The following is a 22,634-nucleotide window of genomic DNA, read 5'->3' on the forward strand; positions in this document are numbered from 1 at the left end:
GCAATGGTACCTTAGCTCAGTTGGTAGAGCAAAGGACTGAAAATCCTTGTGTCCCTGGTTCGATTCCTGGAGGTACCACAATTTAACCCTGTAAACTCAATGTTTATAGGGTTTTTTGTTTTTAATAATACAACATATTATAATATTTGAACCTTGAAACGCTATTGTAATTTTTACTTATTGATTCACAGCCATTTCGTGGTCGTATTGGCAACAACCAGGTAAATTTTTGTAAGCTTCTTCACTTCCTGCAACTTTTTCGGTATCGTAACCTGAAGCTGCTATTGCCTTATGTATTGCCATGGCATCTGTTTTGGTAACATCAAAAGAGACATCAATTTTCTTTTTATCGACATCCCAATTAGAACTTGCTACACCTTCAACACTATTGGCCGCTTTTTCAATGGTATTTTTACACATACCGCAATTACCTCTTACTCCAAAAGATAGGTCTGTCATTGCGATTTCTTTTGATACTTCTGTTGTTGTAGTATCTTCAACTTTTTTGGTTTCATTTTTACAATTTGTTAAACCTAATGCTGCTATTGCAACTACACTTAAAATTACTTTCTTCATTGTTTAAAATTTAATTGTTATTACTTGATTTATTATTATTCTATTACTTGTTTTACTTCTCCACAGGTTAGCATAGCGCTACCAAAATAAGGATTGATTACTTTTTCTTCTTTACTCAACCAGTATGCGCCATTGTTGTTATCTGCCATTGGACAAAACTCCACATACACTTTTTCATTGATACCAAATAATTGAACCGTATTGATTAGATGTGTTGATAAATTCTTGAATTGGCCTCTTTGTTCTTTTATTTCTGACGTTTTAGAAATAGAAGTTGCAGAAGATTTTATGTCGCCTACTAATGACATCCAATGTGCGTGAGCATTATTGTCTGATAATAATTTCATATCTACTTTACCTAAATTGTTTAATAGACTTGTTGCATTATCTGAAGTATTTTTTGAATCTTCTTTTACTAAAGCATCTTTTAAATTAATATAATCATTGTAAAGAACTTTTAATTGTTCTTGAAATTTCTCTGATACTGGTAATCTTTGGTTCATATTAGTATGGTCACTTTCTTTTTTTGATGCATTATTATCCATTCCTAAATGTCCTTCGTGACCAGTCATTACTTTACCACCATCTTTATTCATCATAGACTTTTTACCTCTTAATTGAGCTGCTGCATCAACCGTAAATGTTCCATTGGTTACGATTTCATTTCCAACAAATAAGCCTTCTAAAACTTCATATCCATTACCAATTTGATTGCCTAAAACAACTTCACGCATTTCAAAAATAGTTTGGTCTGGATTGGTTTTTAAATAGACCACAGAACGCTCACCTGTCCAAAGTACAGCAGATGCTGGAATTGTTAATACCTCATTATTACTACTTGAAACTCGTTCAATATTTGCGGTTACAAACATTCCTGGTTTAAATACATCGTTTTTGTTAGTAAGCACCACACGCAAGGTTACTGTTCTTGTTTTGGTATTTAAAATAGGTTCAATAAAATCTACTTTCCCTTTAAACTTCTCATTAGCATAAGCATTTGTAGTCACTAAAACTTCTTGTCCCTTTTTAAATAAATCGATTTGATTTTCATAGACATCAAAGTTTGCCCAAACTGTATTAAGGTTGGCAATTTTTAATAAAGGTTGACCTTGTTTGATGTAATCGCCTTGTTCTACTAATTTTTCGGTAACTGTCCCAGAAACGGTTGCATATACTGGAAAGTTCTCTTTTACTTTTTGGGTTTCTTCAATCTGATTGATTTGTGTTTCAGAAAGTTTCCACAACTTCAATTTATTACGAACTGCCTTATATAATGCAGGTTGCGATTCTTTTAATGATGAAGCTGTAATCAACTCTTGTTGTGCCGCATACAATTCTGGCGAATAAATAGTTGCTAATAGCTGACCTTTACGTACTTCTTCACCTGTAAAACTGATATATAATCGTTCTATTCTACCCGAAAAATAACTGACTTGTACTGCGTTTGCTTCTTCATTTTCAGCAATTTTACCAGATAATTTAATCGTGTTACCATCAATATTTCCTTTGCCAACAACAGTCGTTTGAATATTGGCTAAGGCCATAGCATTTTCAGTTAACTTGAATTGGTCTGCTAATAAGCCATCTGCGCTACTTTCTGCAGGAATTAAATCCATTCCACAAATAGGACAATCACCTGCTTCTGGTTGCATAATTTGTGGGTGCATTGAACACGTCCACATTTGATTGGTTTCTGTTGTTTCCGTATGATTGTGCGCTTTACTTTCATTAGACGAACCACCAAATAGCAACCAACCCAAGAGTAAACCAATTGCTAATATTCCTATATAGATTATATATTTTTTCATTTTAAAAGATATTTAATAACATTAGTATTGCCATAACAATCATAATAGCATTTTCTATAAATGTGGCTTCTGTCATTGGCAGTTTTAGAGCTGTACCTAAACAAGCACATCTTATTGCTTTTTTGTCTAATAGTGTTTTTGTAACCCCAATGGTTGTAATGCCTAAAACAATAAGTGTGACAATTAGTGCTATATTTATCTCAAAGCGCATTAGAAACATAATACCTAAAGCAGTTTCAATAAAAGGATAGATTTTACCATAAATTGGCAGACGCTTTGCTAATGGGTCGTACATACTAAATGAATCTGGAAACCCTTTTAAGTCCAACATCTTAAAGAAACTAAATACAATGTAGAATAAGCCCATAAAATCGAGCATAAAGTCACTCCAAGACCAATTTTTATAATGAAGTAATATACTTGCTGAAGCGATATAAAAAATAATAAGTAAAAGAGGTTTTAATTGTTGCAACTTGCTTTTTTCTTCTTCTATTGGCATTGCCGAAATACTTGAAGATGCAAAAACATTCTTCTCTTTCTTTTCAGATAAGGTATACTTTTCTGGTAATGCATTTTGTAATATTTCAGTTGAAATATGGGTATTCATTTTTACCTCTGCTTCACCTTTTTCAAGATTAACAGACACCTCCGATACTTGGTCTAATTCACTTAAATATTTTTCTACGGAAGCCTTACAGTTATTGCAGGTCATTCCTGTTATATTATAGGTATGTTTCATTATTGTTGTGTTAAATAATTAATAATTGTTGATTGCACATAGTAGTCCTTAACAGAATCTATTTGGTTCATTTGAAACTTGAATTGTAGTTCTTGAATATCTAAAACATCATTAAAATCAATCGTTCCTGTTTCGTAGCTTTTGATTAAGATGTCCTCTGCATCTTTAGCTTGTTTTAAGTTCTTGGTTTGCGTTGCATAACTTATTCTTGCAGAAATACGTTCATTAATCGCCTTGCTTAAAAGTGTTTCCAAAGTATTTAAGCGTTCCTGTTTTTTTGCTATTATTTCTTGCCGCTCTAACTCATTTTGCTTGGTTTGAGATTTATATTTTTTATTAAAAATTGGAATGGACACCGAAACCATAGGCATCACAATATCTTTTCCGTTATCCGAGAAGTTCATATCTGGCCTTTCAGAAACGTTGATATAGTCCAAGCCAAAACCAATCATAGGACTACTTTCTTTTTGGTTTAGTAATTCTGATTGTTCTATGGATTGAAATAGTTTATCGTACTTTAACAATTCAGGATGCAATGCTAAATTTTTAGTTGCGATTTCAAAGTCTTCTGAAGGCATCATTAAACTATCTACCACACTAACAGCAACATCATTTTCTCTGTTCAAAAGGTTATTCAGATTCGTTTGTTCTGCTAAAAACTGTTGACTTAAAACATCTTTTAGTTGTTGCATTTCATTTTGACGCATTTGTAATCGCAACACATCTACAGCAGATGCTTTACCAACCTCAACAGAGGTTAGTGCTAATGTCTCATAGGTTTTCAATAGTTTAATATTTTCTATTAACACCTCTTGTTTCCCTTTGTTGGCGTATAAATTATAATAGGATTGTGATACAGAAGCCATCAATTTTCGCTTTGCAATAACAATGTCTTCATATTTTGCATCAGCCAATGAACTCACATAATTTTCTCGTGAAGTAATTGTGCCAAACCACGGTAACATTTGTTTAGCCGTTACTTTAAATCGTTGCGCACCTGTTCGTGTTTCTGGTTCGCTCACAAAGTAACCTACACCAAATTCAGTATTAGGAATAGTATTGACTTCGTTTACTTTTTCGGAAACTCTTTTGTATTGTAACTCAATTTTTTGAATCTCTGGATTATTAGCTAATGCTTCATCAATTAAAGTTTCTAATTGTTGTGCATTTCCTTTGAGAGTAAAGAGAATAGAAAAAAGAAAAAAGACGGTTTTTATATGTTTCATTTTGATGCTCTTTTAAGTTGAACTTCGGATTTCCAGCTATATAATACTGGAACTACAAATAAGGTTATTAAGGCTATAAGCATTCCACCAAAACTTGGTATTGCCATCGGAATCATAATATCGCTTCCGCGTCCTGTAGAGGTTAGTATTGGTAATAATGCTAATATGGTGGTTGCTGTTGTCATTAAACAGGGTCTGATTCGTTTTTCTCCTGCTTCAACTATGGATGCCCTAACTTCTTTTTTATTCTCTGGTGTGTTTCTATCAAAGGTTTGTGTTAAATACGTTGCCATAACCACACCATCATCGGTTGCAATACCAAAGAGTGCAATAAAGCCTACCCAAACCGCTACACTCAAATTAATGGGATGCATCTGAAATAAATCACGCATATTTTCCCCAAAAAAGTTGAAGTTTAAAAACCAATCTTGACCATAAAGCCATATCATTATAAAGCCACCTGCAAACGCTACTGCGATACCTGTAAACACCATCAATGAGGTTGCCACAGAACGGAATTGGAAATACAGTATCAAAAAGATAATTACCAAGGCTAATGGTACAACCACCGATAAGGTCTTTTCTGCTCGCAATTGATTTTCATACGTTCCTGTGAATGCATAGTTGATACCTTTTGGTACTATTAATTCGCCTGAATCTATCTTTTCTTGAATCAATGCTTGTGCATTTTCAACAACACTTACTTCTGCAAAACCATCTAATTTATCAAACAAGACATAACCTACTAAAAAGGTATCTTCACTTTTAATGACTTGTGGCCCTTGTTCGTAACGAATGGTTGCCAATTCGCTTAATGGAACAGGACTACCTGTTGAAATTGGCACATAAATCTGTTGTAAGTCTGTTGGATTTGCCCGTAATTCTCTTGGGTATCGCACACGAACACCATATCGCTCACGACCCTCAACCGTTTGTGTTAAAACCATTCCACCAACAGCTACTTTTAATACGTCTTGAACGTCTTGTATAGAAATGCCATAACGTGAGATTTTCTCTCTATCAATATCAATCAACAAATACGGTTTGCCAACAATTCGGTCTGCAAAAACAGCTTCTCTTTTAACGCCTTCAGCTTCCTTGATAATGTTTTCTAATTGTACTCCAAACGCTTCAATTTGTTTTAAGTCTTGGCCTTTCACCTTAATTCCCATAGGTGCGCGCATTCCTGTTTGAAGCATTACCAATCGGGTTTCAATGGGTTGTAGCTTTGGTGCTGACGTAACACCTGGCAATTTGGTGACTCTTACAATTTCATTCCAAATATCGTCTGGTGATTCAATTTCTGGTCGCCAATTGCGATAGTATTCACCATCGTCATCTTCGATTAGTTGAGAGCTTTGGATATTTAACAAAGTTGATTTGATAATCGCTTTGTTCTCGACTGCGCTCGAACTGACAGCTATATTTACGTTATGAATTAATCGACCATCTTTTAATTCAAATAAGCCATTTTCATTGACTTTATAGCGTTGTCTTTCTCCATCTGCATTCAGCATATATTCTGATTTATACTGAATGATGTTCTCATACATTGATAGAGGTGCTGGGTCTAACGCTGATTCTGTCCTTCCTGCCTTACCAACAACCGTTTCAATTTCTGGAATACTGGCTACTGCCATATCTAATTGCTGTAAAACTCGTTTGTTTTCTTCCACGCCAGAATGAGGCATTGAAGTTGGCATTAGTAGAAATGAGCCTTCATTTAAGGATGGCATAAACTCTTTGCCTGTATTCTTCATAATGAAAAACCCTGCAATTACAATAGCTGTTGGTACAGATAGAAACAATAATTTATTATCTAAACACCACCTTAAAATACGTGTGTAGTATTTGATGAATAGCGAAAAAACACCTAATAAACCAAAGCAAATTACACTTACAAAAATGAGATTCCAGAAGATACTTTTATCAACGCCTAATGGTCGCCAATATTCAGCTAACAGAAATATGATTGCAGATGCTGAAATAATGATATTGATAAGATTAGTTTGTTTATCTGTTATCTTATTCTGAAGATTGAGACCTGCTGTAATTCCAAAAGCTATCAAAATCAATCCTAACCAATACCCAAAGACTATTGCTAAGATTCCTGAAGCTATTAAAACACCATTTAAAGTATATTTAAAAGTGTTTTTAATGCTTTTCTTTCTGAATAAAAATGCGGCAAACGGCGGTATTAAAAATAACGCAACAATAATGGATGCTGTTAAGGCAAAGGTTTTTGTAAATGCCAATGGTCTAAATAATTTTCCTTCTGCACCAATCATTGTAAAGACTGGAATGAAACTAATTATTGTTGTCATTACTGCGGTAACGATTGCACCAGATACTTCGGCTGTGGCGTTATAAACTATTTGGTTTATTGAACGTTTGTCATTCTGAACAGCGTGAAGAATCTCATCATGAGATTCCTCGTCGCTCGTACCTCGCTCTGTCGGAATGACATTTTTGTTTTCATCCAAGTGCCTTATAATGTTTTCTGAAAGTATGACACCAACATCAACCATTGTTCCAATAGCAATTGCAATACCAGATAAAGCGACAATGTTTGCATCTACACCAAAAAACTTCATAGCTATAAAAACCATTAAAACCGCAACTGGTAGTAGTCCAGATATAAGTACCGAAGCCCGAAGATTAAAAACCATAATGATAATGACCAAAATGGTAATTAGTATCTCTAATGTTAAGGCTTCATTGAGTGTACCTAACGTTTCTTGAATTAATACGGTTCTATCATAAAATGGCACTATGGTTACTTGCGATATTCTACCATCTGCTAATACTTTTGAAGGTAATCCTGCACTCAATTCATTAATTTTTTCTTTTACATTATTAATGACCTCCATTGGGTTTGCGCCATAACGCGCTACTACAACAGCACCTACAACTTCTGCACCTTCTTTATCTAATAAGCTACGTCTGGTTGCAGGACCTAAAGAGACTTTTCCAATGTCTTTAATTCGTATTGCTGTATAATCTTCGGAAGTAACTACTGCATTTTCTATGTCTTCAATAGATTTCACATAACCTAAACCACGTACTAAATATTCTGCATTATTAATTTCAATAGTTTGTGCACCAATGTCTTTATTACTTTCCTTAACTGCTTTTACAACGTGATGTAATCCAATATTATATTGACGCATCAATTCAGGATTAACATCTACTTGGTATTCTTGAACATAACCACCAATGGAAGCTACTTCAGAAACACCACTTGCAGATGATAAGGCATATTTTACATAGTAATCTTGTATGCTTCTCAATTCTTGTAAATCCCAACCACCAGTTACGTTTCCGTTTTCATCACGTCCTTCAAGTGTGTACCAAAATATTTGTCCTAAACCTGTGGCATCCGGTCCCAAAGCAGGATTAACACCTTCGGGTAATAAACCACTTGGTAATGAGTTTAGTTTTTCGAGAATACGACTTCTACTCCAGTAAAATTCTATGTCTTCTTCAAAAATGATATAGATGCTTGAAAACCCAAACATTGAAGAACTACGAATGGTTTTTACTCCAGGAATTCCAAGCAATGAAGTGGTTAATGGATAGGTAATTTGGTCTTCAATATCTTGTGGTGAACGACCCTCCCACTTTGTAAATACAATTTGTTGGTTTTCGCCTATATCTGGAATGGCATCTACAGCTACAGGATTGCTTGGTAATCCCGATAGCCATCGGGACTGTTCCCAATTAAAAGGTGCATTTACCGTTCCCCATCCTACAAAAAGGACGAGTAGTAGTACTGCAACGAGTTTATTCTCTATAAGAAATTTGATTGCTTTATTAAGCATATAGTTTGATTATTAAACAGTTAGACATTGGTGGAATACCTAATAAACCTCAAAATAATCGATTGAATTCGTTTCTATTTCCTTTATATTTCAAGATAAAATAGAACCGTAACTATGGCTATGCTTATATTTTCTATTTCATCTAAAGAAAATATAATTCAAATTCAATATCAATCATTTTGAAATTCATTCGGTATATGAAAACACCGAATACAGCGATTTACCCTTATGACACAATGCCATAGGATAGAACAGTCTATTGTTTAAAAATCAAATTAAATAAGTCTCGTCAATCTTGTAGATTTGCCTGACGACGAGTGGTGGTTTGTATTCTTCGTAAGAAGATACATTGTTATCTAAACCCTCAAAAAGATTAACATAAGCGTAAACAAATGAAGCAATGAATACTTGTTGTTCAAATGAAATTTTGTCAACTTGTAATTGTAGTTCGTCTTGACCTTCAATTGCTAATTGTTTGTCATCGCAACAATTTTTCTTGGTAATAGAACATCCTTCAGTAGAAGGTTTTTCCATTTCCATACCGCAACCTTTGGCTTTATTAAAAATAGCCGTTTCTACTAAAGTATCTCCACAATAATGCATATTCAAAGTAAATGACATTGTAGAGAATAACACTACAAAAGCCAATGACAAAGACATTATTTTATGGAATACTTGATTCATACTAATTGCGAAGTTACGAAATTTTTACAATTCCGTATTTTGTTTAACAGAAGTTTAAACAAAAAGATATAATTCAATTTTTACTTTTAAAAGATATAATCATTAAAAATTTAAAGCGATTGATCTCTTGATTTTTTTTAATATTAAAATGTATATCTTTCGATTTGTATTTAACAATTCCAAAGTAAATTTTACTATTTTTAAATACATACTACTTTATATAAGACTCATAAAAAAAAGTAAAACCGTATTCTTGATCTATTATAACATAAAATAGCTTAATTACAGATAAAAATAAAAAAGCTCTAAAGATACCAATTAAAACCCGAACTTTTGTTCGGTTTTTTTTGTGTCTTTTTTTTAAAAATTATAGAAGCCTGAGAAAATCATTCAATATCAAATTTCCATTCTTTTTATTCCAAATTACAGAAAGTGTTGTTTTCTGCGGAATCATATCCAACTCAATAAACTTAATTTTATATCCTCTTTTTTGGGCTAATGATTTTGGCACAATAGAAATTCCGAAGTTATTTTCAACCAATTTATAAATAGAATCAGAATGAATTGTATTATGAGATACAATAGGTGTATAACCAAAATCATCAAAAATTTGCATTACTTTTTCGTAATAAGACGCACTGTAATTTGAATCAAAAAGAATAAAATGTTCCTCTTTAAATTGTAATAAACTTTTAAAATTTTCTTTATTTATTGCGTGATTTTCAGGCAAAACCAAACAGAAACACTCTTTTAAAATTGTTTTAATTTCTAAGGTTCTTGGTACTCTCTCCAAACGAACAAAACCAACATCTAAAGAAAATGATAATAAATCTTCAATTTGTTTTTGATTATCAAGCTCTTTTAAATCAAATAAAATATCTGGGTGATTTTTCTCGAAATTCAATAACAAATTAGGAATCACATCTTGCATTGCAGAACCAACATAGCCAATTCTTAATTCTCCTTTTTTACCTTGATGTAATAGTTTAGCGTTTGTAAATATGTTGGACAATTCTTTTAATTGTAATGATAGTTCTTCCTTCAAGTACTTTCCTGCATTCGTTAAACTTACGTTTCTATTATTTCTTTCAAATAAAATCACACCTAATTCTTCTTCTAAGTATTTTATTTGTGTACTTAATCCTGGTTGTGAAATAAATAACTTTTCAGCCGCTTTTCTAAAATGCAACTCTTCAGCTACTGCCAAAAAATATTTAATGTGTCTTAATTCTATTTGATAACTCATAATTATTAATTAATATAATAAATAATATTATTAGTTATCAAAAGTAACGATAACTTTGTAATACACAAATTAAATATAATGATGTTTAAATACGGAGTAGATAAACTTACTACAGATAAAGTAATTGCCATTTCTAATGGTAAATTAAAGAGTATTATTAATGACGAAGCAAAAGAAAGAATTATTTCTTGCAGAAAAAAAGTAGAAACCATCACTAAAAATAACAAGGCGGTTTACGGAATTAATACTGGTTTTGGTCCTTTGTGTGATGTGCAGATTTCTCCTAAGGAAACAAACCTACTTCAAACCAACTTATTAATTACACATGCAGTTGGTGTTGGTGAAAATATTGATAAAAACATTTCTAAAATAATGATGATTTGCAAGGTTCATGCTTTGTGTCAAGGGTATTCTGGAGTTCGATTAAAATTAATAGAACGCATTATTTATTTTATTGAAAACGATTTACTTCCAACAGTTCCTAAACAAGGTTCTGTAGGTGCTTCTGGAGATTTAGCGCCACTTTCTCATTTATTTTTACCTTTAATTGGTGAAGGCGATTTTTGGATTGATAACAAAATTGTTCCCGCAAAAGAAGTTTTAAAAAATCATCATTTAGAGCCTTTAGAATTGCATGCAAAAGAGGGGTTAGGTTTAATTAACGGAACACAATTTATATTAGCACACACCATAATCGGACTTAAAAAAATGGAATATTTGTTAGATTTAGCAGATGTTTCTGGCGCAATGAGTATCGAAGGCTACAAAGGAAGCGCTTCACCCTTTAAAGAAGAATTGCATAAAATTCGTCCTTTTAAAGGGAGTTTAAAAGTAGCAGAAAGAATGAGAATGTTGTTTGAAAATTCTCAAAACATTACTTCTCATGAAAATTGCGAACGCGTGCAAGATCCTTATTCGATGCGTTGTATTCCGCAAGTTCATGGCGCAAGTAGAAACGCTTTTTACCATTTGCAAGAATTGGCAGAAATAGAAATGAATTCTGTAACCGACAACCCTATTGTTTTAAGTGAGACTGAAGCAATCTCTGGAGGGAATTTTCATGGACAGCCTTTGGCAATGGCTTTAGATTATTGTTCAATTGCTGCATCCGAATTAGGAAATATTGCAGACAGACGTTGCTATCTATTGTTGGAAGGAAAATACGGCTTACCACGATTATTAACTAAAAGTGGTGGCTTAAATTCTGGCTTTATGATTCCTCAATACACCACAGCAGCGTTGGTTACAGAAAATAAATCGTTGTGCTTCCCTCCTTCTGCAGATAGTATTCCTACTTCTTTAGGACAAGAAGACCATGTTTCTATGGGAAGTATTTCTGGGCGACAATTCAATGAAATTTTAGAAAATTTAGAAAAAATATTAGCAATTGAATTAATGTATGCTGCACAAGCTTTAGAATTTAGAAGACCGAATACCTTTTCTTCAGTAATTGAAAAAAATCATGTAATTATTAGAGAAAAAGTTGATAAACTAGAAGATGACAGACTTTTAAAAGACGACATCAATAACATGGTTGAGTTAGTAAAAACACAAAAATTAATTGTAAAATAGCAATAAGATGACATTTAAAGAACAAATTTTACAAGGAATTCCAGCAAAACTTCCAGCTAAAAAAAACTATCCGAGAGAAGCAAATAGAGCGCCAAAAAGGAAAGATATTTTGTCGTTAAAAGAAAAACAATTGGCAATTAAAAATGCGTTGCGTTATTTTCCAAAAGATTGGCACAAAGAATTATCTGTAGAATTTGCGGATGAATTAAAGGAATTCGGTAGAATTTATATGTACAGATTCAAACCAGATTATAAAATGCTTGCACGAGATATTTCAGAATATCCTGCAAAAACCCAACAAGCAGCAGCCATCATGCTAATGATTCAAAACAACTTGAATCCAGATGTTGCACAACACCCTGAAGAATTGATTACTTATGGAGGAAATGGTGCCGTTTTTCAAAATTGGGCACAGTATCTTTTAGTGATGCAATATTTAGCGGAAATGACAAATGAACAAACTTTGCATATCTATTCTGGACATCCAATGGGTTTATTCCCATCTTCAAAAAATGCGCCAAGAGTTGTAGTTACAAACGGAATGGTAATTCCAAATTACTCTAAACCAAATGATTGGGAAAAAATGAATGCGTTAGGTGTTTCTCAATATGGACAAATGACAGCTGGTTCTTTTATGTATATTGGCCCACAAGGAATTGTACACGGAACCACCATTACTGTAATGAACGCCTTCAGAAAAATTTTGAAAAAGAATGAAAATCCGAATGGAAAAATATTTTTAACAGCTGGTTTAGGAGGCATGAGTGGTGCACAGCCAAAAGCTGGAAATATTGCTGGTTGTATTACAATTTGTGCGGAAGTTAACCCAAAAGCAGCCACAAAAAGACACGAACAAGGTTGGGTAGATGTTTTAATTGATGATATTGATTTCTTAGTTGAAAGAACTTTAAAAGCACAACAAAATAACGAAGTTGTTTCCATCGCATTTATTGGAAATATAATTGATGTTTGGGAACGTTTCGACGAAGAAAACATTTTTATTCATATTGGTTCAGACCAAACATCGCTTCATATTCCTTGGACTGGTGGTTATTATCCTGCAGATGTATCTTATGAAGAATCGAATATTTTAATCAAGGAAAACCCAGAACTTTTTAAAGAAAAAGTACAAGCATCTTTACGAAGACATGCAAAATCCATAAACAATCACACCAAAAAAGGAACCTACTTTTTCGATTATGGAAACGCTTTTTTATTGGAAGCTTCCAGAGCTGGAGCAGATGTAATGGCAAAAAATAATATCGATTTTAAATATCCTTCTTACGTTCAAGATATTTTAGGACCTATGTGTTTCGATTATGGTTTTGGCCCTTTTAGATGGGTTTGTGCTTCTGGAAAACCAGAAGATTTAGATAAAACAGACAAAATCGCTGCCAATGTTTTGCAAGAAATCATGGAAAATTCTCCAGAGGAAATTCAGTTGCAAATGCAAGACAACATCACTTGGATTAAAAATGCAAAAGACAATAAAATGGTAGTGGGTTCGCAAGCAAGAATTTTATATGCAGACGCTGAAGGTCGTGTAAAGATCGCCACAGCTTTTAACAATGCTATTAAAAATGGTGAAATTGGTCCAGTAGTTTTAGGAAGAGACCATCATGATGTAAGTGGAACGGATTCTCCTTTTAGAGAAACTTCCAATATTTATGACGGAAGTAAATTCACAGCAGACATGGCTATTCACAATGTAATTGGCGACAGTTTTAGAGGAGCAACTTGGGTTTCCATCCATAATGGTGGTGGCGTTGGCTGGGGAGAAGTAATTAATGGTGGTTTTGGAATGTTGTTAGATGGCACAAACGAAGCCGAAGAAAAATTAAAAAATATGCTTTTTTATGATGTAAATAATGGAATCGCAAGAAGAAGTTGGGCAAGAAACGATGAAGCTATTTTCGCCATAAAAAGAGAAATGGAAAGAACGCCAAATTTAAAAATTACTTTACCTAACTTAGTGGAAGAAAATCTTTTAAAAGAATTATTTTAATGAACATCCTATTTAAAAATATCAAAGAATTAATTCAGATTAGAGAAAAACATGTCAATTTTCTCTCAGGAAAAGAGATGGGCATTTTACCAACCATAAAAAACGCTTATTTATTGGTTGAAAACGGACTGATTTCAGATTTTGGTGATATGAGAGATTGCCCAAAAATTGATGTAAAAACGATTGATGTAACAGGGAAAATGATTTTACCTTCTTGGTGCGATTCACACACACATTTAGTTTTTGCGGGCAATAGAGAAGATGAATTTGTTGATAGAATAAAAGGGCTTTCCTACGAGGAAATTGCGAATAATGGTGGTGGAATTTTAAATTCAGCAAAAAAATTACAACAAACTTCGGAAGAAGATTTATACAATCAATCTAAAGTTCGTTTGGAAGAAATTATCCAATTAGGAACAGGTGCTGTCGAAATTAAATCGGGTTATGGTTTAACGAAAGAATCCGAATTAAAAATGCTAAGAGTCATTAAAAAACTAAAAGAAAATTATCCGATAGCAATAAAAGCGACTTTTTTAGGAGCACACGCTGTTCCATACGAATATAAAAACAACAAAAGCGGCTATTTACAAATGCTGATTGACGATATTCTACCAACTATTCAAAAAGAAAATTTGGCTGATTTTATAGATATTTTTTGTGAAACTGGGTATTTTTCTGCGGAAGACACCCATCAAATTTTGGCAGCTGGTAAAAAATATGGATTGGCTGGAAAAATACACGTCAACCAATTTACTGCTATTGGAGGCGTACAAATTGGCGTGGAAAATGAGGCACTTTCTGTAGACCATTTAGAGGAAATGAGAACAGAAGATATCAATATTTTGAAAAACACCAAAACAATGCCAGTAGCTTTGCCTGCTTGCTCTTATTTTTTAAGCATTCCTTACACACCTGCTAGAAAAATGATAGATACTGGTTTGCCTTTAGCTTTGGCTACAGATTACAATCCTGGTTCTTCGCCTTCTGGAAACATGAGTTTTGTAGTTTCAACTGCCTGTGTAAAAATGAAAATGACACCAGAAGAAGCCATAAATGCAGCGACAATTAATGGTGCTTATGCTATGAATTCTCAAAATGAAGTCGGTTCTATTACCAAAGGGAAATTGGCGAATTTAATTTTGACAAAAGAAATAAATTCTTATCATTTTATTCCTTATTCTTTTGGAAATCACACAATTGAAAAAGTTTTTTTAAAAGGAAAAGAAATTTTAAAATCGTAATTATGAGTTTTTTCAGTCATTTAAAAGTTGAGTATACTGCTGGGAACATAAAAGATTGGACTGGCAGAAAGACAGCACTTGAAAACCAATATTGGCATCAAAACATAAAGGTTTCTAATATTGAAAAAGAAAACTTTGATAATAATATACACATTGGATTGATTGGATATTCTTGTGATGAAGGTGTTCGAAGAAACCAAGGTAGAGTTGGCGCAAGAAAAGGACCTGCAAGCGTTCGAAATAAATTAGGAAAAATTCCAATTCATTTTAGTGATAAAAATATAGTTGATTTTGGAAATATTATTTGTGTTGATAATCATTTAGAAGATTGCCAAAAAGCACTTTCAAAAACCATTAGCAAACTAATTTCCAAAAACGTTTTGCCAATTGCCATTGGTGGTGGCCACGATATTGCTTATGCTAATTTTTCAGGTATTAAAGATGCTTTAAAAAATTCCACAAAAAACAACATAGGAATTGTAAATTTCGATGCGCATTTCGATTTAAGAACTGTTGAAACTGCTACAAATTCAGGCACTCCTTTCAATCAAATTTTATCAGAATTTAAAGAGACTTCTTATTTCGCAATTGGAATACAACAACAATCCAATACCAAAAAACTGTTTGAAATTGCTGATAAAAACAATGTTTCTTATGTGTCTAATTTTGAGTGCGAAATATTTACCGAAAGTTTAAAAAACAAACTGAGTTCCTTTGTCGAAAAAGTAGATTATTTATACATTACCATCGATTTAGATGGTTTTTCATCTGCATATGCAACTGGTGTAAGTGCTCCTTCTCCACTTGGTTTTAGTCCAAATTTTGTTTTCAAAACTTTAGCCTTTTTATTCAAAAGTAAAAAAGTAATTTCTTGCGATATTGCAGAATTAAATCCAGATTTTGATGTAGATAACAATACTGCCAATTTAGCAGCGAAATTGGTGGATTTTATGGTTTTAAACGCATAAAAAAACCTTTTAGAATATCATTTCTAAAAGGTTTTCATTTGATTAATTGATTTATTACAAGTCATTTACAAATTGTCTATTGCATCTTTTGTAAGTTTGCAACTTCTAAATTCGTTAGTTCTCTCCATCTACCTCTTGGTAAATTTTTCTTAGTTAATTCAGCAAAAATTACTCTATCCAGTTTATTTACTTTATAGCCAACGTGCTCAAAAATTTTACGAACAATTCTATTTCTACCTGAATGAATTTCGATTCCGACTTCACTTTTTGGTTCTCCATCTACATAAGAAACAGCATCAATAAACACTTTTCTTCCCTCAATAACAACATCTCCTCTAAGTTTTTCTAAATCTTTTAAATCTAGTTTTCTATCTAAAGTTGCATGATATAATTTGCGTACATTGTGTTTTGGATGGGTTAATTTCTTTGCCAAATCTCCATCATTTGTAAACAACAATAAACCTGTAGTATTTCTATCTAAACGTCCAACAGGATAAATTCTCTCTTTGGATGCATTCGCAATTAAATCCATAACCGTTTTTCTACCACGATCATCATCCATTGTTGTAATATAATTCTTTGGCTTGTTTAAAAGTACGTACTTTTTTTGCTCTGGAGTAATGGAAGTTCCATCGAACTTAACAACATCATCTGGCTGTACTTTATACCCCATTTCTGTGACCAACTTTCCATTTACCTCTACACTACCGTGTTCAATATAAGTATCTGCTTCACGACGTGAACAAATTCCTGAATTTGCAATGTATTTGTTCAAACGAATTCCAGAAGATTCATCTTTTTTTGAAACAGAATTTGTTTTTGGAGTGGTTTTTTTGATAGGTTTTCTATCTAAAGGTTTTCTTTTTCTACTAAGAGGAGTACTTTTTTTTCCTTCTTGTCGTCCTCTCGACGAGTTTTTATTTGGTTTCATTTTTAAAATTTTTGCAAAGATACTTATATTTTAATTCAATCTATTAATTACTTTATCTAATAATAAAGAAGTATCAATAAAAATCAAACATAAAACACCTATTAATAACAGTAATTTTAAAATATTATGTAACAACCTGTACTGATTTCTTGTTGATGATTTCCAAAGATAAAAACCAATAAAAATTAAAACAATTAGAGCGAAATAAAAGTAATATCGCATGTAACTCAAATCTGGAAAACTAAATAAAATAGCAACAGGAAAAACTGTAAAAATTAATAATAAAATTGACAATTGTTTGGTTTTCTTTTCACCATAAACTACAGGAAATGTCTTGTAATTGTTAGCAATTGCTCCTTTCAAATTTTGCAAATCTTTAACCAATTCTCGAACCATAATCACTAAAAACAAAAACATTGCATGTACAAATATTATTTTTGAAAAGTTTCCAAAATAAATAAATACTGCAAAAAAAGGCATGATTGTTAAAACTGTTGCAGAAAAAACACCTAAAAACGGATATTTCTTAAGTTTATGAGAATACAACCAGATTCCAAAAATATAAATAGCAAAAAACAGTGCAGCTCTCCATGAGATTAAAACACCGAAACTAAAGCCAATAAAATTCAATAAAAAATAGAGCCTTAATTTTGTTGACTGTTTTACATAGTTCTCCAAACCAGTTTTTACAGGCCTGTTTATACGATCTACTTTTGCATCGTAAAAATTATTTATGATGTAGCCTCCAGCCACCACAAAAACACAAGCTAAAACTAAGAAAAGTAGGTGTAAGTCAAAAACTACATCTCTTAACGATTTTGTTGGTGAAAAAATAAAAATTGCTGCTAAATATTGGGCAATTACTAAAACTAAAATATTATAACCTCTTACAGCAGAAAATAAACTAAAAAACTTAATTGTTATTTGTTTTGCTTTGGAGGAATTCATAAAAGTGTTAGAATCTGTAAACGAGTTCTAATTTATAGTCTTTTAAGGTTTTTTGAGCTTTTTCATAATCTTCAGTAAAACCTAAAATATAACCTCCACCACCAGAACCACATAATTTCAAATAGTAGTCATTTGTAAGAATACCATTTTCCCAAATTTTATGAAATGCAGCAGGAATCATTGGTTTGAAGTTTTTTAACACTAATTTTGATAATGATTTTACATTACCAAATAACGATTTTACGTTACCATTTAAAAAATCATCTATACAAGCATCTGTAGTTGTTGCAAACTCTTCGCTTATCATTTTTCTAAAACCTTCGTTTTTCATCTTATTCATAAAGATGCTTACCATTGGTTCTGTTTCACCAATTTGTTCAGAATCTAATAAGAAAACAGCTCCCTTTCCTTCTTTTTGTGAAGGTATTCCAGCTGGTTCTAAATTATTTTTTGAATTGATTAAAATCGGTAAACTTAAGTAACTATTTAAAGGATCTAAACCAGAACTTTGTCCGTGGAAAAAAGATTCCATCAAAGAAAAAATTTGTTTTAAATTTAATAATTTATCTCTCGTTAAATTTTCTAAGACTGTAATTTTATTTGCTGCATACTTATCGTAAATAGAAGCTACTAAAGCGCCTGAACTTCCAACACCATAACCTTGTGGTATTGAAGAATCAAAATACATTCCGTTTTCGATATCTTTTTTAAATTCGTTTAAATTAAACGAAACCAAATCAGTTTTTAAAGATGCTAAATATGTATAAAAACGATTTAAATTATTGTTAGAATTTTTTGCTTTTCCTGTTAGCTTTTTAGAAGATTTTAAAGCGCCTCTGTAAGCATTGTATGGTATTGCTAAACCTTTAGAATCTTTTATAATTCCATATTCTCCGAAAAGTAGAATTTTAGCGTAAAATAATGGTCCTTTCATTTTCCTTTAAAATAGTTGTACAAAAATACGAATTAAAAATTTAATACAAATTTTGTTAATCATTTTTGTAATATATCTTCCAAACTCCTACTTTTTCTCCTTTATTATATCTTCCTTTTTCTTTTATTTTTCCGTTTTTGTAATAAGTTTTCCAGGTTCCTTCTTTATATCCATCTTCAAATTTACCTGTAATTTTTACTTCACCAGAATCATAAAACTCGGAATATTTCCCATCAGGTTTTCCTTTTATAAAATAGAATTCTTTAGCCTTTTTTCCTGAAATATAATAATCAATAATTAGTTGTTTTTTGCTTTTGTTATCATTAGAAACCCTATAGTAAACCGCTTTTTCTCTGTTAGATAAATTTCCGTTTTCATCTAGCCAAATTTTTTGTTGTGCCGTTAACGTAACTGTTGAAAAAATACTGATAAAAAATAAGGTGAAAAAAAATCTCATAACGCTATTATAAATTTGAAGTTTTAAAGTTGTTTCGCTCCAAAACCTGCACTATCGTAAATATACTGTTTTTTTTGACAGTAGTTAGATAACTCACTTTTAATAAATTGATTAACAGCTTCTTTTTCAGAAAAAGGATACAATACGTGTACGTTTGCTCCAGCATCTAAAGTGAAACATATATTGCTATCATTTTCTTTGCGATAACTCCAAATTTTATTAATGATTTCTAAGGTATTTGGCTTCATTAAAATGAAATAAGGATTGCTAGTCATCATCATTGCATGCAACGTTAACGCTTCACTTTCTACCAAATTTACAAATGATTTCACATCTCCATTTTGAAGGATTTTTGATAATTTCCCTAAATGATTATTTGCTTGTACAAATCTGTTTTCTGCATACGGATGATTTGTCATTAAATTATGCCCAACAGTACTAGAAACTTGTTTTTCTCCTTTATCTACCAACAAAATTGCGTCTTGATAATTTTCAAAAACAGGATGTACTTTGTGTGGAAATTTCACCCCAAATAAATCTGAACTTCCTTCAATTTCTGGATGATTTCCCCAAACAACCAAAGGTCCTTCTACACTTCTACTTGCACTACCTGAACCTAATCTTGCCAAAAATGATGCTTTTTTATTGATAAATTCTGATGACAAACCCGAACTCAATTCATTTTCTAAACTCATTAAACACATGGCAATGGCACTTAAACCACTTGCAGATGATGCAATTCCACTTGAATGAGGAAAAGAATTTTCTGAATTTATTGTCATTTTATATTCAAAAATATACGGACAATAATTTGCTACTCTTTTGAAAAATTCAGCTATTTTAGGTTTGAATTCGTCTTTTTGTTTTCCTTCAAAAAAAAGATTAAAATCTACATTTTCAGAGGCTTTTTTCTTTTCAAATTCAATTGTTGTAATTGTATGACAATTATTTAACGTAAAACTGATAGAAGCATTTTTAGGAATTTGCGGATTGCTTTTCCCCCAATATTTTACCAAAGCAATATTACTAGGTGTTTGCCATGTAAAAGTGGCTTTTTCAATACTTTTAAGAGCCGATTTTGGAATAAATTGTGTCGTATTCAAAGTCTATAATTTGTGTCAAAGATAAAACTATTTCTACGAATTTTCTGCCAACTTTGTGAGTACATTTTCTTTGTAAGTTCTGCTGATAGAAATTGAGTTTTTTCCAATTTCTACAAACTCATTTGTGTACGAATCTATACAATTAATATTTACTACATATGAGCGATGGATTCTTAAAAAACGTTGTGTTGGTAGTTTCTTTTCAATATTTGTAATGGTTTCTCGTGTTACAATTATTTTGTCTCTCAAATGAATTTTAATATAATCTGATAAACTTTCGATATATAAGATTTCATCAAAAATAATTTTAATCATTTTTCTTTCTGAACGCACAAAAATAAATTCATTTTTACTCGTTTTTGGAATAACTCCTTGATTTGGAACATTATTTTTAAAAACTCCAAATGATTTATTTACTGCTTGAAAAAACCGTTCGAAAGAAATTGGTTTCAACAAATAATCAATTGCTTGTAAATCGAAACCTTCCAACGCATATTCTCTATGTGCTGTTGTGAAAATTATTCTAGTGTTTTTATTGATGGATTTCGCTAATGACAATCCTGAAATTTCTGGCATATTAATGTCTAAAAAAACCAAATCTATTTTTTGTTGATGCAAAACTTCAAATGCTTCTATGGCATTTTTGCAGGATTTTATCAATTTTAAATTGGGGATTTTCGCTACGTAAGTTTGCAAAATTTCTCTTGCAACAGGCTCATCATCAACAATAAGACAATTAATATCATTCATTTTAAAAATTGATTTCTAAAAGTATTTTAAAAGTATTTTCTTTCTCGATAATTTGTAAGGAATGTTTTTCTGGATACAGCATTTCCAATCTTTTTCTGCTATTTTCTAATCCAATGCCTCCTTGAATAGTTTCTTTTTCTTTATCGAAATTATTTTCGAGTGTAAAATACAATTTTGTTTCAGTAACTTTTAAATTGATATTTATTGTAAAAAAATCGTTTACAATTATACCATGCTTAAACGCATTTTCCACAAAAGGAATTAACAACATTGGTGATACCTCTACATTTTCATTTTGAATATCTTTAATAAAATTCACTTTTAAAGTGTCATGAAAACGCATTTTTTCTAACGAAATATAATCTTCTAAATGTGCTACTTCGTCTTTTAAAAATACTTTAGGCTTGTCTACTTGGTATAAAATATAATCTAATAAGTTAGATAGTTTTAAAATCATTTCTGGCGCATTTTCGTTTTTCTGAATCGCCAAACCATAAATAGTATTTAGCGTATTAAACAAAAAATGTGGCTGAATTTGCATTTTTAAAAACCGTAATTCTTGGTCTTTTAATGCTAATTCTGTCTTTAAAAACTTATTTTCTATTGTTTTCTTTTCTTCTAAAGATTGGTAACTGTGTTTTAAAATTTTAAAACCACTTGCCAATGCAATAATTAGTAAAACAGTTACCAAAATTACAGACGGACTTTTAATTAAGGTGGGCATTTGTGTATATTCTAAATTAAAGAAAAACACAAACCCTAAAGCAACCGTCATTAAAACGGCTGTAGTAACAAAAACTGCTGTATAAAAAGAGTACAGAACAAAAAGTTTGTATTTTTTAATTAGTAAGTATTTTGGTATTAAATTATACACAAAAACAAAAGAAGATACAATAGAAATGGCACTTAGAATAGATGAAAACCAAAACAAAAAGCCTTTACTGGAAGTACCAACACTAAAAAAAAAGTAAAAGAAAAACCACACCAAGAACCAACAAAGTAGGTGAAGTGTGATTTTTTTAAAATTAAAAAAAAGAATATTTTGCACGTCTAAAAATATACAATATCTTATAAATTATCTATTAAATGAGACAAAATACTGTTTTAGATAGCTAAAAGACAAAAAGAATACTTTTTAATGTTTTACCTGTTAAAATTGTAGAAAAAGGTTTTGAATTTTACATTCGTCGCAATTCAAAAACTTAAAAGTAAATCTCTACTATATTTGAAACGAACTTTAAAAAAACAATATGCATTTAATTAATGAAGGAGGTCCTTTTTTTATGATCTCATTACTTATCTTACTAGCTTTAACCTTTTTTTTAGTGGTTAAAGGGTTAAAGAGCAACACCCAAAAAAACTTAGAACTTCTAAAAGCAATAAGTTTATTCGCCTTAGTTTTTGGTTTTTTCGGATTTATTTTAGGTCTAATAGCAGCTTTAGACGCATTAGATTCAATGAATGGAGATATTGCAACACCAGTTTTAGCTGGCGGAATTAAAAGAGGAATTTTACCACCTACTTTAGGAATTTTTACTTTTTTAGTGGGCAGATTGGGTGTTATTGTAATTACTTGGTTAAAAAAACAATAAACACATATTTCTTGGTTTAAAATACCCATTTCA

General features: G+C 31.6%; 19 protein-coding genes and 1 tRNA gene. 6 read left to right on the forward strand and 14 right to left on the reverse strand.

Going from position 1 to position 22,634, the window contains the following annotated elements; genetic code table 11:
- The first annotated feature begins 5 nt into the window (after nucleotides 1-5).
- Nucleotides 6-78 (forward strand) — tRNA-Phe (locus FDT66_RS01070).
- A 99-nt stretch (nucleotides 79-177) separates the two neighbouring features.
- Here the strand turns inward: FDT66_RS01070 and FDT66_RS01075 are convergent.
- The 7 genes from FDT66_RS01075 to FDT66_RS01105 form a co-directional block, all read right to left on the reverse strand.
- Nucleotides 178-576, reverse strand: coding sequence for a heavy-metal-associated domain-containing protein (locus tag FDT66_RS01075; RefSeq protein WP_138534300.1), 399 nt, complete (start codon nucleotides 574-576; stop codon nucleotides 178-180).
- A 35-nt stretch (nucleotides 577-611) separates the two neighbouring features.
- The gene (locus FDT66_RS01080; RefSeq protein ID WP_138534301.1) at nucleotides 612-2,384 is read right to left on the reverse strand and encodes an efflux RND transporter periplasmic adaptor subunit; all 1,773 of its coding nucleotides are present in this window, start codon (nucleotides 2,382-2,384) and stop codon (nucleotides 612-614) included.
- Between the two features lies 1 nt (nucleotide 2,385).
- Nucleotides 2,386-3,123 (reverse strand): heavy-metal-associated domain-containing protein, encoded by a 738-nt coding sequence (locus FDT66_RS01085; protein WP_138534302.1) that lies wholly within the window; start codon nucleotides 3,121-3,123, stop codon nucleotides 2,386-2,388.
- Nucleotides 3,123-4,349 (reverse strand): TolC family protein, encoded by a 1,227-nt coding sequence (locus FDT66_RS01090; protein ID WP_138534303.1) that lies wholly within the window; start codon nucleotides 4,347-4,349, stop codon nucleotides 3,123-3,125. The genes FDT66_RS01085 and FDT66_RS01090 overlap by 1 nt, the downstream gene beginning before the upstream one ends.
- Nucleotides 4,346-8,170, reverse strand: coding sequence for an efflux RND transporter permease subunit (locus FDT66_RS01095; protein WP_138534304.1), 3,825 nt, complete (start codon nucleotides 8,168-8,170; stop codon nucleotides 4,346-4,348). Before FDT66_RS01095 ends, FDT66_RS01090 begins: the two co-directional genes overlap by 4 nt.
- A 270-nt stretch (nucleotides 8,171-8,440) precedes the next feature.
- Nucleotides 8,441-8,854, reverse strand: a complete 414-nt coding sequence (locus FDT66_RS01100; protein WP_138534305.1) for an HYC_CC_PP family protein — start codon at nucleotides 8,852-8,854, stop codon at nucleotides 8,441-8,443.
- 367 nt (nucleotides 8,855-9,221) lie between these two features.
- Nucleotides 9,222-10,100: a LysR substrate-binding domain-containing protein gene (locus FDT66_RS01105; RefSeq protein ID WP_138534306.1), complete on the reverse strand. Its 879-nt coding sequence runs from the start codon at nucleotides 10,098-10,100 to the stop codon at nucleotides 9,222-9,224.
- 81 nt (nucleotides 10,101-10,181) lie between these two features.
- Here FDT66_RS01105 and hutH point away from each other — a divergent pair, with 81 nt between their 5' ends.
- The 4 genes from hutH to hutG are packed head-to-tail and all read left to right on the forward strand — an operon-like array spanning nucleotide 10,182 to nucleotide 15,886.
- A complete protein-coding gene (hutH, locus tag FDT66_RS01110; protein ID WP_222927906.1) occupies nucleotides 10,182-11,672 on the forward strand; it encodes a histidine ammonia-lyase in 1,491 nt (496 codons plus the stop codon).
- A 7-nt stretch (nucleotides 11,673-11,679) separates the two neighbouring features.
- A complete protein-coding gene (locus FDT66_RS01115) occupies nucleotides 11,680-13,677 on the forward strand; it encodes a urocanate hydratase (protein ID WP_138534308.1) in 1,998 nt (665 codons plus the stop codon).
- Nucleotides 13,677-14,918, forward strand: a complete 1,242-nt coding sequence (hutI, locus tag FDT66_RS01120) for an imidazolonepropionase (RefSeq protein WP_138534309.1) — start codon at nucleotides 13,677-13,679, stop codon at nucleotides 14,916-14,918. The genes FDT66_RS01115 and hutI overlap by 1 nt, the downstream gene beginning before the upstream one ends.
- Nucleotides 14,919-14,920: 2 nt before the next feature.
- Entirely contained in the window at nucleotides 14,921-15,886 is a 966-nt protein-coding gene (hutG, locus tag FDT66_RS01125; RefSeq protein WP_138534310.1) for a formimidoylglutamase, read from the forward strand.
- Nucleotides 15,887-15,962: 76 nt separating this feature from the next.
- Here hutG and FDT66_RS01130 read toward each other — a convergent pair whose 3' ends face one another.
- The 7 genes from FDT66_RS01130 to FDT66_RS01160 are packed head-to-tail and all read right to left on the reverse strand — an operon-like array spanning nucleotide 15,963 to nucleotide 21,940.
- Nucleotides 15,963-16,817 carry a pseudouridine synthase gene (locus tag FDT66_RS01130; RefSeq protein ID WP_138534311.1) on the reverse strand — a complete coding sequence of 285 codons (855 nt, stop codon included), beginning with the start codon at nucleotides 16,815-16,817 and terminating at the stop codon, nucleotides 15,963-15,965.
- 30 nt (nucleotides 16,818-16,847) lie between these two features.
- On the reverse strand, nucleotides 16,848-17,765 hold the full coding sequence (locus FDT66_RS01135; protein WP_138534312.1) for a geranylgeranylglycerol-phosphate geranylgeranyltransferase: 918 nt from the start codon (nucleotides 17,763-17,765) through the stop codon (nucleotides 16,848-16,850).
- Nucleotides 17,766-17,772: 7 nt separating this feature from the next.
- Nucleotides 17,773-18,699 carry a mevalonate kinase family protein gene (locus tag FDT66_RS01140; protein WP_138534313.1) on the reverse strand — a complete coding sequence of 309 codons (927 nt, stop codon included), beginning with the start codon at nucleotides 18,697-18,699 and terminating at the stop codon, nucleotides 17,773-17,775.
- Nucleotides 18,700-18,754: 55 nt separating this feature from the next.
- Complete coding sequence (locus tag FDT66_RS01145) at nucleotides 18,755-19,156, reverse strand: toxin-antitoxin system YwqK family antitoxin (protein ID WP_138534698.1); 402 nt, start codon at nucleotides 19,154-19,156, stop codon at nucleotides 18,755-18,757.
- A gap of 23 nt (nucleotides 19,157-19,179) precedes the next feature.
- Nucleotides 19,180-20,259 (reverse strand): diphosphomevalonate/mevalonate 3,5-bisphosphate decarboxylase family protein, encoded by a 1,080-nt coding sequence (locus FDT66_RS01150; RefSeq protein WP_138534314.1) that lies wholly within the window; start codon nucleotides 20,257-20,259, stop codon nucleotides 19,180-19,182.
- Between the two features lie 33 nt (nucleotides 20,260-20,292).
- A complete protein-coding gene (locus FDT66_RS01155) occupies nucleotides 20,293-21,009 on the reverse strand; it encodes a LytR/AlgR family response regulator transcription factor (RefSeq protein ID WP_138534315.1) in 717 nt (238 codons plus the stop codon).
- 1 nt (nucleotide 21,010) lies between these two features.
- The gene (locus FDT66_RS01160) at nucleotides 21,011-21,940 is read right to left on the reverse strand and encodes a sensor histidine kinase (protein WP_246034727.1); all 930 of its coding nucleotides are present in this window, start codon (nucleotides 21,938-21,940) and stop codon (nucleotides 21,011-21,013) included.
- 319 nt (nucleotides 21,941-22,259) lie between these two features.
- On the opposite strand from FDT66_RS01160, the gene FDT66_RS01165 reads away from it, so the two are divergent.
- A complete protein-coding gene (locus FDT66_RS01165; RefSeq protein WP_138534317.1) occupies nucleotides 22,260-22,601 on the forward strand; it encodes a MotA/TolQ/ExbB proton channel family protein in 342 nt (113 codons plus the stop codon).
- Nucleotides 22,602-22,634 lie beyond the last annotated feature (33 nt).

The sequence above is a fragment of the Polaribacter aestuariivivens genome, assembly GCF_005885675.1.
Lineage (GTDB): Bacteria > Bacteroidota > Bacteroidia > Flavobacteriales > Flavobacteriaceae > Polaribacter > Polaribacter aestuariivivens.

Bases quoted from the DNA above. Each gene is read 5' to 3' on its own strand.
- FDT66_RS01130 (WP_138534311.1), bottom strand. From the start codon at position 16,817: ATGAAACCAAATAAAAACTCGTCGAGAGGACGACAAGAAGGAAAAAAA.
- FDT66_RS01165 (WP_138534317.1), top strand. From the start codon at position 22,260: ATGCATTTAATTAATGAAGGAGGTCCTTTTTTTATGATCTCATTACTT.
- FDT66_RS01095 (WP_138534304.1), bottom strand. From the start codon at position 8,170: ATGCTTAATAAAGCAATCAAATTTCTTATAGAGAATAAACTCGTTGCA.
- FDT66_RS01140 (WP_138534313.1), bottom strand. From the start codon at position 18,699: ATGAAAGGACCATTATTTTACGCTAAAATTCTACTTTTCGGAGAATAT.
- FDT66_RS01155 (WP_138534315.1), bottom strand. From the start codon at position 21,009: ATGAATGATATTAATTGTCTTATTGTTGATGATGAGCCTGTTGCAAGA.
- FDT66_RS01100 (WP_138534305.1), bottom strand. From the start codon at position 8,854: ATGAATCAAGTATTCCATAAAATAATGTCTTTGTCATTGGCTTTTGTA.
- FDT66_RS01085 (WP_138534302.1), bottom strand. From the start codon at position 3,123: ATGAAACATACCTATAATATAACAGGAATGACCTGCAATAACTGTAAG.
- hutG (WP_138534310.1), top strand. From the start codon at position 14,921: ATGAGTTTTTTCAGTCATTTAAAAGTTGAGTATACTGCTGGGAACATA.
- FDT66_RS01105 (WP_138534306.1), bottom strand. From the start codon at position 10,100: ATGAGTTATCAAATAGAATTAAGACACATTAAATATTTTTTGGCAGTA.
- FDT66_RS01135 (WP_138534312.1), bottom strand. From the start codon at position 17,765: ATGAATTCCTCCAAAGCAAAACAAATAACAATTAAGTTTTTTAGTTTA.
- hutI (WP_138534309.1), top strand. From the start codon at position 13,677: ATGAACATCCTATTTAAAAATATCAAAGAATTAATTCAGATTAGAGAA.
- FDT66_RS01075 (WP_138534300.1), bottom strand. From the start codon at position 576: ATGAAGAAAGTAATTTTAAGTGTAGTTGCAATAGCAGCATTAGGTTTA.
- FDT66_RS01090 (WP_138534303.1), bottom strand. From the start codon at position 4,349: ATGAAACATATAAAAACCGTCTTTTTTCTTTTTTCTATTCTCTTTACT.
- hutH (WP_222927906.1), top strand. From the start codon at position 10,182: ATGTTTAAATACGGAGTAGATAAACTTACTACAGATAAAGTAATTGCC.
- FDT66_RS01115 (WP_138534308.1), top strand. From the start codon at position 11,680: ATGACATTTAAAGAACAAATTTTACAAGGAATTCCAGCAAAACTTCCA.
- FDT66_RS01145 (WP_138534698.1), bottom strand. From the start codon at position 19,156: ATGAGATTTTTTTTCACCTTATTTTTTATCAGTATTTTTTCAACAGTT.
- FDT66_RS01080 (WP_138534301.1), bottom strand. From the start codon at position 2,384: ATGAAAAAATATATAATCTATATAGGAATATTAGCAATTGGTTTACTC.